Origin of the sequence: Cupriavidus sp. SK-4 (genome assembly GCF_000611125.1) — a bacterium.
In the GTDB taxonomy this organism is placed as follows: Bacteria; Pseudomonadota; Gammaproteobacteria; order Burkholderiales; family Burkholderiaceae; genus Cupriavidus; species Cupriavidus necator.
Window position 1 is genome coordinate 28,357 of sequence record NZ_JFJW01000033.1, and the last position, 8,254, is coordinate 36,610.

An 8,254-nucleotide genomic window follows, 5' to 3' on the forward strand; every position below is an offset into this window, starting at 1 on the left:
GTTTCCCGCTGTTTTCTTCGCTGGCGATGCGCGAGGTGCCGGCCAGCCACGGCGCCATCGTGATCGGCCTGCTGCCGCTGGCGACCGCGGTATTCGCCGCCTGGTTCGGGCGTGAGCGGCCGTCGCCGGCGTTCTGGCTGTCGGCCGTGGCCGGCAGCGCGCTGGTGGTGGGCTTTGCCGTCTGGCAGGGTGCCGGTGGCCTGCAGCATGCGGACTGGTACCTGTTCGCCGCCGTGGTGCTGGGCGCGCTGGGCTATGCCGAGGGCGGCAAGCTATCGCGCGAGCTGGGCGGGCTGGAAACCATCAGCTGGGCGCTGGTGGTGTCGCTGCCGGTGCTGGTGCCGGTGGTGGCCTGGCTGACCCTGCGCGACCTGCCGTCGATTGCCGCGGCGTCGCCTCGCGCCTGGGGCGGCATGGCCTATGTGTCAGTGTTCTCGATGTTTGTCGGCTTCCTTTTCTGGTACGCCGGCCTCGCAAAAGGCGGCGTGGCGCGCGTCGGCCAGATACAATTGCTGCAGCCGTTCCTGACGCTGGCGGGCGGCGCGCTGATCCTGGCCGAGCCGCTTGACGTCCCCACCATCGCCTTCGCGGTGGCGGTGATCGCCGTCGTGGCCCTCGGCCGCCGCGCCGCCGTGCAGCAAAGCGCACCTGCCCCCGCCCCGGAAACGCCACCGATCCTCCCTGGACGCATTCACTGACTGGAGCCTACATGTCCGTCTACGACACTCTTGCCCGCCTCGGCATCGAACTGCCGGCCGTCAACGCCCCCGCCGCCGCCTATGTGATGGCCGCGCAAACCGGCAACACCGTGTTCCTGTCGGGCCATATCGCCCGCAAGGACGGCAAGGTATGGACCGGCAAGCTGGGCAAGGACATCGATACCGAGTCCGGCAAGGCCGCCGCGCGCGCGATCGCCATCGACCTGCTGGCCACGCTGCACGCGCACGTGGGCGACCTGAACCGCGTCACCCGCATCGTCAAGCTGATGAGCCTGGTCAACTCGACCCCCGAATTCACCGAGCAGCACCTGGTCACCAACGGCGCCTCGGAGCTGCTGGCCGAAGTGTTCGGCGACAAGGGCAAGCATGCGCGCAGCGCTTTCGGCGTGGCGCAGGTCCCGCTGGGCGCCTGCGTCGAGATCGAGATGATCGCCGAAGTGAAGGCGGCCTGAGGCCCGCATGCGCATCGACAACCTGCCCTTCGGCACCACCGACTGGTCGGCCATCGCGCCGACCCGCCACCCGGGCGAGCAGGGCGAGGCCACCTGGCGCACGCGCCAGTTCGGCGACATCCGCGTGCGCATGGTCGAATACTCGCCCGGCTACCTGGCCGACCACTGGTGCAGCAAGGGCCATATCCTGTTCGTGCTGGACGGCGAGCTCCATACCGAGCTGGAAGACGGCCGGCAGTTCGTGCTCGGCGCGGGCACCAGCTACCAGGTAGCCGACCAGGCGGAAGCGCACCGTTCGTCCTCGCCGAAGGGCGCACGACTATTTATCGTTGACTGAGCGGCAGGCTTGCCGCTCAGCCCAGAATCCCCCAGACCACAAGAGACACATCATGAAATGGGCCATTTCCCGCCGGGCGCAGCAACTGACCAGCTCGGCCATCCGCGAAATCCTGAAGGTCACCGAGCGTCCGGAAGTCATTTCGTTCGCCGGCGGCCTGCCGTCGCCGGCCTCGTTCCCGGTAGCGGCCATGGAGGCAGCGACGGCCCGCGTATTCGCCGACAACCCGCAGGCGGCGCTGCAATACGCCGCGACCGAAGGCTACCTGCCGCTGCGCGAGTTCGTCGCCAGGCGGCATGGCGCACCGGTCGAGCGCGTGCTGATCACCACCGGCTCGCAGCAGGCGCTGGACCTGATCGCCAAGGTGATGATCGACCCGGGCAGCAAGGTGCTGGTGGAAACCCCCAGCTACCTCGGCGCGCTGCAGGCGTTCTCGCTGTTCGAACCTGAGTTCGTCTCGATCCCCAGCGACGACAAGGGCCTCCTGCCCGAGGCGCTGACGCCCGAGCTGACCGCCGGCGCGCGCTTCCTGTACGCCCTGCCCAACTTCCAGAACCCGACCGGCCGCCGCCTGCCGCTGGAACGCCGCGAGGCGCTGGTGGCCCGCGCAAAGGAACAGGGCGTGCTGCTGGTCGAGGACGATCCCTACGGCGCGCTCAGCTACACCGGCGACCAGCTGCCCAGCCTGCTGTCGATGAATCCGGACGGCGTCATCTACATGGGCTCGTTCTCGAAGATCCTGGCCCCCGGCATGCGCCTGGGCTATGTGATCGCCCCGCCCGAGCTGCACTTCAAGCTGTGCCAGGCCAAGCAGGCGTCTGACCTGCACACGCCGACCTTCACCCAGCGCGTGGCCTACGAGACCATCCGCGACGGCCTGCTCGACACGCATATCCCGACCATCCGCGAGCTCTACGGCAAGCAGTGCCAGTATATGCTGGACGCGCTCAAGCGCCATATGCCCGAGGGCGTGACCTGGAACGCGCCCGAAGGCGGCATGTTCATCTGGATGGAGCTGCCCGAGGGCCTGGACAGCATGGTGATCCTGGAAGAAGCCGTGAAGCGCAACGTGGCCTATGTGCCGGGCGCGCCGTTCTACGCCAGCAACCCGAAGCGCAACGCGCTGCGCCTGGCCTTCGTCACGGTGTCGGCCGAGCGCATCGAGCAGGGCGTGGCCATCCTTGGCGAGCTGTTCCGCGAAGCCATCGCCGCGGCCGCCGCCAAGCAACCGCGCGCGGCCTGAAGCCCGGGCGCGCATCACCACTGGAGCCGAAATGTTGCGTATCTGGGGCCGACTCTCCTCCATCAACGTGCAGAAAGTGGTCTGGTGCGCGCGCGAGCTGCACCTGGACCATGAGCGCGTGGATATCGGCGTGACCAAGGGCGACCTCGACACCGAGGCCTATGTGCGCCTGAACCCGAACCGCCAGATCCCCGTGATCGAGGATTTCCGCGGCACCGATGTCGGCGGCGAGCCCTTCGTGCTGTGGGAATCCAATGCGATCGTGCGGTACCTGTGCGCGCGCTACGGCGAAGGCACGCTGTGGCCCGAGGACGTCAAGGCACGCGCCTCGGCCGACCGCTGGATGGACTGGCAGACCACCGCCTTCAGCCCGGCCATGGTGACGGCGTTCCTGAACCTGGTGCGCAAGCCAAAAGCGGAGCGCGACGAGGCTGCCATCAAGTCATCGTGCGAGCGCACCGAGCCGCTGGCCGCGCTGCTGGACAAGGCGCTGGCCGGGCGCGAGTTCATCGGCGGCGACCGCTTCACCATGGCCGACATCTCGCTGGCCTGCGCCGCGCACCGCTGGATAGGGCTGCCGCACAAGCACCAGCCGCGCCCCGACCTGGAGCGCTGGTTGAGCGCGATGCGCGCCCGCCCCGCCGCGGACGGCATCCTGGAACTGCCGCTGCGCTGAGCCGCGGCAGTTTTTTCTTTCCTGCCGTCCTGCCTTACTTCGCCGCGCGCGAGCCCGATGCCGCGGTAAATACCCCCAGCCCGATAAACGCCGCGCCGGTCAGGTAGCGGCCGAGCGCGCGCGCCCTGCCGGCGCGGCGCAGTGCCGGCATCACCGCGGCGGCGGCCATCACGTAGCAGGCATCGGTGGTCGCGGCGATCAGCACGAAGGCCACGCCCAGCGCCAGGCTCTGCGTCAGCGCCGAGCCCGCCGGGTTCATGAACTGCGGCAGGAAGGCGGCAAAGAAGATCGCGGTCTTGGGATTGAGCAGCGCCACCACGAAGCCGTCGCGCACCACCTGGCGCAGGCTGCGTGGCGCCACCTCCGGGGTATCGCCGTTCGCGGCCGCCCCACCCCCGCGCAGCGCGCGGATGCCCAGCCAGATCAGGTAGGCCGCCCCCGCGTACTTGACCACCGAAAACGCCAGCGCCGACACCGAGAACAGCACCGCCAGCCCCAGCGAGGCGCCGATCGCGTTGCCCAGGTTGCCCAGCGCCACCGCGCCGATCGAGGCCAGCCCGGCCTGCCGGCCCTGCGCCAGCGTGCGCGTGACGATATAGACCACGGCCGGGCCGGGCGTGATGGCCAGCGCCAGGCTGGCCAGCACGAACGCCATCAGCAGCGGCCACGGGGGAAGGAATTCGGTCATGGGGAACCTCGCCTCTAATTGGTTGGTGCGGGCGGCCTGCCCGCGCGCTGCCTGCCAGTATGGCGGGACAACGACGCTCACGCCAGCCGGCGTCGGGTGGTTGCATCGGCCAGTCATGCAGGCTTGCAGCTGGTGCGCATACTTTTGCAACAGGCGCCGTTTAGAGTACTCTGGCCGGTGTGCCTGGAAGGCACCACGTGCGCCGCAATGCCCCCAGGGAAACCCTGATCCCTGAATGTGGCTCATGCCAGGCATGACGCAATGTACGACAGCGAACCCGGAACCCGTTCCTACAATCGCTGGTTCTTTCCCGCGCGCGGCGGATGCCGCTCGCCGGTGCAAAGCGCATGCACGGCGCCGAGGGCACGCAGATTGTCCCGGCGCCTGAGCCAACCTGAGGAGGACATCGATCGTGTGGAGTCAAGTCTATGACCCGCTAGGCAATATGGCGCTGTCGACCATTGCCGCGGGCATTCCCGTCGCCGTGCTGCTGGCAGCGCTGGCGTTCTTTCATATGCAGGCCCACCTGGCGGCGGGGCTGGCATTGCTGATCGGCATCGTGGTCGCCTCCACGGTGTTCGGCATGCCGGCGGCGATGGCCGGCAAGGCGGCGGGGCTGGGCATCGTGTCCGGGCTGTTCCCGATCGGCTGGATCGTGCTGAACATCATCTTCCTGCACCGGCTGACAACCCTTAACGGGTCATTCAAGGTCTTGCAGAACTCGATCTCCGGCATCACCGAGGACCGCCGCCTGCAGCTGCTGCTGGTGGCGTTCAGCTTCGGCGCCTTCTTCGAGGGCGCGGCCGGCTTCGGCACGCCGGTGGCCGTGACCGGTGCCATCCTGATCGGCCTGGGCTTCTCGCCGCTGGCCGCCTCGGGCCTGGCGCTGATCGCCAACACCGCGCCGGTGGCCTACGGCGCGCTGGGCGCCCCGATCATAGGCCTGGCATCGGTGACCGGGCTGGACCTGCTCGACCTGTCGGCCATGATCGGGCGCCAGCTGCCGTTCTTCTCGGTGATCGTGCCGTTCTGGCTGATCTGGGCCTTTGCCGGCTTCCGCGGCATGCTGGCGATCTGGCCGGCGATCCTGGTGGCGGGGGTGAGCTTTGCGATCCCGCAGTTCCTGGTGTCGAACTTCCACGGCCCGTGGCTGGTGGACGTGATCGCCGCGCTAGTGTCGATGGCCTCGCTGACGCTGTTCCTGAAGGTCTGGCATCCGAAGGAGATCTGGACCTCGGCCAGGATCCTGGGCCGCCACGACGACTCCAAGATCGACCATCCCGAAGCGCTCGAAGCCGATGCGCGCGCCAGCGCCGCCTCGGTCGGCATCTCGGTGGCCAAGGCCTGGATGCCGTGGGTGATCCTGACGGTGTTCGTCTTTGTCTGGGGCGTGCCCGAGTTCAAGAAGCTGATGGATGGCCTGTGGGCGTGGAAATTCCCGATCCCGGGGCTGGACAAGGCCATCGTCAAGGTGCCGCCGGTGGTGCCCAAGGAAGTCATCGAAGGCGCGGTCTTCAACTTCAACGTGCTGTCGATGGCCGGCACCGGCATCTTTGTCTCGGCCATCGCCGGCGGCCTGCTGATGGGCTACTCGGTGCCGCGCCTGTTCAAGGAGTACTGGGAAACCATCAAGCTGGTGCGCTACTCGCTCCTGACCATCTGCGCGATGTTCGGCGTCGGCTACCTGACCCGATACTCGGGCCTGGATGCCACGCTGGGCCTGGCCTTCGCCCACACCGGCGTGTTCTATCCGCTGTTCGGCACCATGCTGGGCTGGCTGGGCGTGGCGCTGACCGGTTCGGACACGGCCTCGAACGTGCTGTTCGGCGGCCTGCAGAAGACCACGGCGGAGCAGCTGGGCCTGTCGCCGGTGCTGATGGCCTCGGCCAACAGCTCGGGCGGCGTGATGGGCAAGATGATCGATGCGCAGTCCATCGTGGTGGCCTCGACCGCCACCAAGTGGTACGGCCACGAAGGCGACATCCTGCGCTATGTGTTCTTCCACTCGATCGTGCTGGCGATCCTGGTGGGCCTGTTCGTGACGCTGCAGGCTTATGTGCCGCCATTCACGCATATGGTCATCCACCACCCCTGACCCTTCAGACGTTTCCGTACTGCGGTTCAGACAAGGCCCCGCCCCTGGCGGGGCTTTTCCATTGTGCAAGGCGCGTATCATGTTGTGTCTGATCCGCCGCACGCGCACCCCCACCTCCCACGAAGACGCCAGGGCGCGCCGGGCACAACGGGAAACCTGCCATGTTGCGTCGCCTGGAAAGACTGATCGACCCCTTCCGGGGCATGCCCGACCGCGAGCCGCCCGGCCAGGTCTGGCGCTTCTATGCCTGGTACCTGCGCGAAGTGTGGGGCGTGTTCGCGCTGCTGTTGCTGGTGGGCCTGGTCGGCGCGCTGATCGAGGTGGCGCTGTTCAGCTTCCTCGGCCGGCTGGTCGACATGGCCCAGACCACGCCCGGCGCGGAGTTCTTCAGCCGGCATCGCAACGAGCTGCTGTGGATGGCGGTGGTGGCGCTGCTGCTGCGTCCCATCTTTTTCGGGCTGCACGATGTGCTGGTGCACCAGGTCATCAACCCCGGGCTGGCCAACCTGATCCGCTGGCAGAACCACCGCTACGTGCTCAAGCAGAGCCTGTCGTTCTTCCAGAACGACTTTGCCGGGCGCATCGCGCAGCGCATCATGCAGACCGGCTACTCGCTGCGCGACTCAGCCGTGCAGGCGGTGGACGCGCTCTGGCACGTGGTGATCTATGCGGTCAGCGCGCTGGTGCTGTTCGCGCAGGCCGACTGGCGGCTGATGATCCCGCTGCTGCTGTGGATCGTCTGCTATGTGGCTGCCCTGCTCCATTTCGTGCCGCGCGTGAAGCAGCGCTCGGTGGTGGCCACGGAGTCGCGCTCGCGCCTGATGGGACGCATCGTCGACGGCTACACCAATATCACCACGCTCAAGCTGTTCGCCCATACCCGGCACGAGGAAGACTACGCGCGCGACGCCATGGCCGAGCAGACCGACAAGGTGCGGCTGGCCGGGCGCATGGTCAGCGGCATGGACATCACCATCACCGCCATGAACGGCGCGCTGATCGCCGGCACCACCGGGCTGGCGCTGTGGCTGTGGAGCGAGGGCCATGTCACCACCGGCGCGATTGCACTCACCACCGGGCTGGTGATCCGCATCAACAATATGTCGGGCTGGATCATGTGGGTGGTCAACGGCATCTTCGAGAATGTCGGGCAGGTGCAGGACGGCATGAAGACGATAGCCGTGCCGCGCGTGGTGACCGACCGCGCCGACGCGAAGCCGTTGCGCGTCACCCATGGCGAGGTCCGCTTCGAGCAAGTGGGATTCCACTACGGCAAGGGCTCAGGCGTCATCGAAGGCGTGGACCTGACAGTGCGCCCTGGCGAGAAGATCGGGCTGGTCGGTCCTTCCGGCGCCGGCAAGTCGACGCTGGTCAACCTGCTGCTGCGACTCTACGACGTCGAACGCGGCCGCATCCTGATCGACGGCCAGGACATCGCCACGGTCACGCAGGAAAGCCTGCGCGCACAGATCGGCATGGTCACGCAGGACACTTCGCTGCTGCACCGGTCGATCCGCGAGAACCTGCTCTACGGCAAGCCCTCCAGTACCGAGGCCGAGCTGCAACAAGCCCTGCACCGCGCCCGCGCCGACGAATTCACCCCGCACCTGGTCGACGCCCACGGCAATACCGGGCTGGAGGCGCAGGTCGGCGAGCGCGGCGTGAAGCTGTCAGGCGGACAGCGCCAGCGCATTGCCATCGCGCGCGTGCTGCTCAAGAACGCGCCGGTCCTGATCCTGGACGAAGCCACCTCCGCGCTGGACTCCGAAGTCGAGGCCGCGATCCAGGAGAGCCTGGAAACCCTGATGCAGGGCAAGACCGTGATCGCCATCGCCCACCGGCTGTCGACGATTGCGCGCATGGACCGGCTGGTGGTGCTGGACAACGGCCATATCGTGGAAAGCGGCACGCACGCGCAATTGCTGGCGCAGGGCGGGCTATATGCGCGGCTGTGGGTGCACCAGACCGGGGGATTTGTGGGAGTGGATTGAGATATTGCCCGCCAGATTGGGGGCTCCCTCTCCCGCTTGCGGGAGAGGGTTGG

At 67.6% G+C, this 8,254-nt stretch carries 8 protein-coding genes; 7 read left to right on the top strand and 1 reads right to left on the bottom strand.

What is annotated here, in order from left to right; translation table 11 throughout:
• The 5 genes from CF68_RS06925 to CF68_RS06945 form a co-directional block, all read left to right on the top strand.
• Positions 1-698: DMT family transporter (locus tag CF68_RS06925; RefSeq protein WP_035816973.1), on the top strand; the 698-nt coding region annotated here is incomplete at its 5' end.
• Positions 699-709: 11 nt separating this feature from the next.
• On the top strand, positions 710-1,171 hold the full coding sequence (locus tag CF68_RS06930; RefSeq protein WP_035816974.1) for a RidA family protein: 462 nt from the start codon (positions 710-712) through the stop codon (positions 1,169-1,171).
• Positions 1,172-1,178: 7 nt separating this feature from the next.
• On the top strand, positions 1,179-1,508 hold the full coding sequence (locus CF68_RS06935) for a DHCW motif cupin fold protein (protein WP_010813560.1): 330 nt from the start codon (positions 1,179-1,181) through the stop codon (positions 1,506-1,508).
• Positions 1,509-1,560: 52 nt separating this feature from the next.
• Positions 1,561-2,751 carry a PLP-dependent aminotransferase family protein gene (locus tag CF68_RS06940; protein WP_013957457.1) on the top strand — a complete coding sequence of 397 codons (1,191 nt, stop codon included), beginning with the start codon at positions 1,561-1,563 and terminating at the stop codon, positions 2,749-2,751.
• Positions 2,752-2,782: 31 nt separating this feature from the next.
• A complete protein-coding gene (locus CF68_RS06945) occupies positions 2,783-3,427 on the top strand; it encodes a glutathione S-transferase family protein (protein ID WP_035816976.1) in 645 nt (214 codons plus the stop codon).
• Between the two features lie 34 nt (positions 3,428-3,461).
• Here CF68_RS06945 and CF68_RS06950 read toward each other — a convergent pair whose 3' ends face one another.
• Positions 3,462-4,115, bottom strand: coding sequence for a LysE family translocator (locus tag CF68_RS06950; protein WP_035816978.1), 654 nt, complete (start codon positions 4,113-4,115; stop codon positions 3,462-3,464).
• A 412-nt stretch (positions 4,116-4,527) separates the two neighbouring features.
• On the opposite strand from CF68_RS06950, the gene CF68_RS06955 reads away from it, so the two are divergent.
• Both CF68_RS06955 and CF68_RS06960 read left to right on the top strand, forming a co-directional pair.
• Positions 4,528-6,210: an L-lactate permease gene (locus tag CF68_RS06955; RefSeq protein WP_035816979.1), complete on the top strand. Its 1,683-nt coding sequence runs from the start codon at positions 4,528-4,530 to the stop codon at positions 6,208-6,210.
• 161 nt (positions 6,211-6,371) lie between these two features.
• Positions 6,372-8,201, top strand: coding sequence for an ABC transporter ATP-binding protein (locus tag CF68_RS06960; RefSeq protein ID WP_035816980.1), 1,830 nt, complete (start codon positions 6,372-6,374; stop codon positions 8,199-8,201).
• The last annotated feature ends 53 nt before the right edge of the window (positions 8,202-8,254 follow it).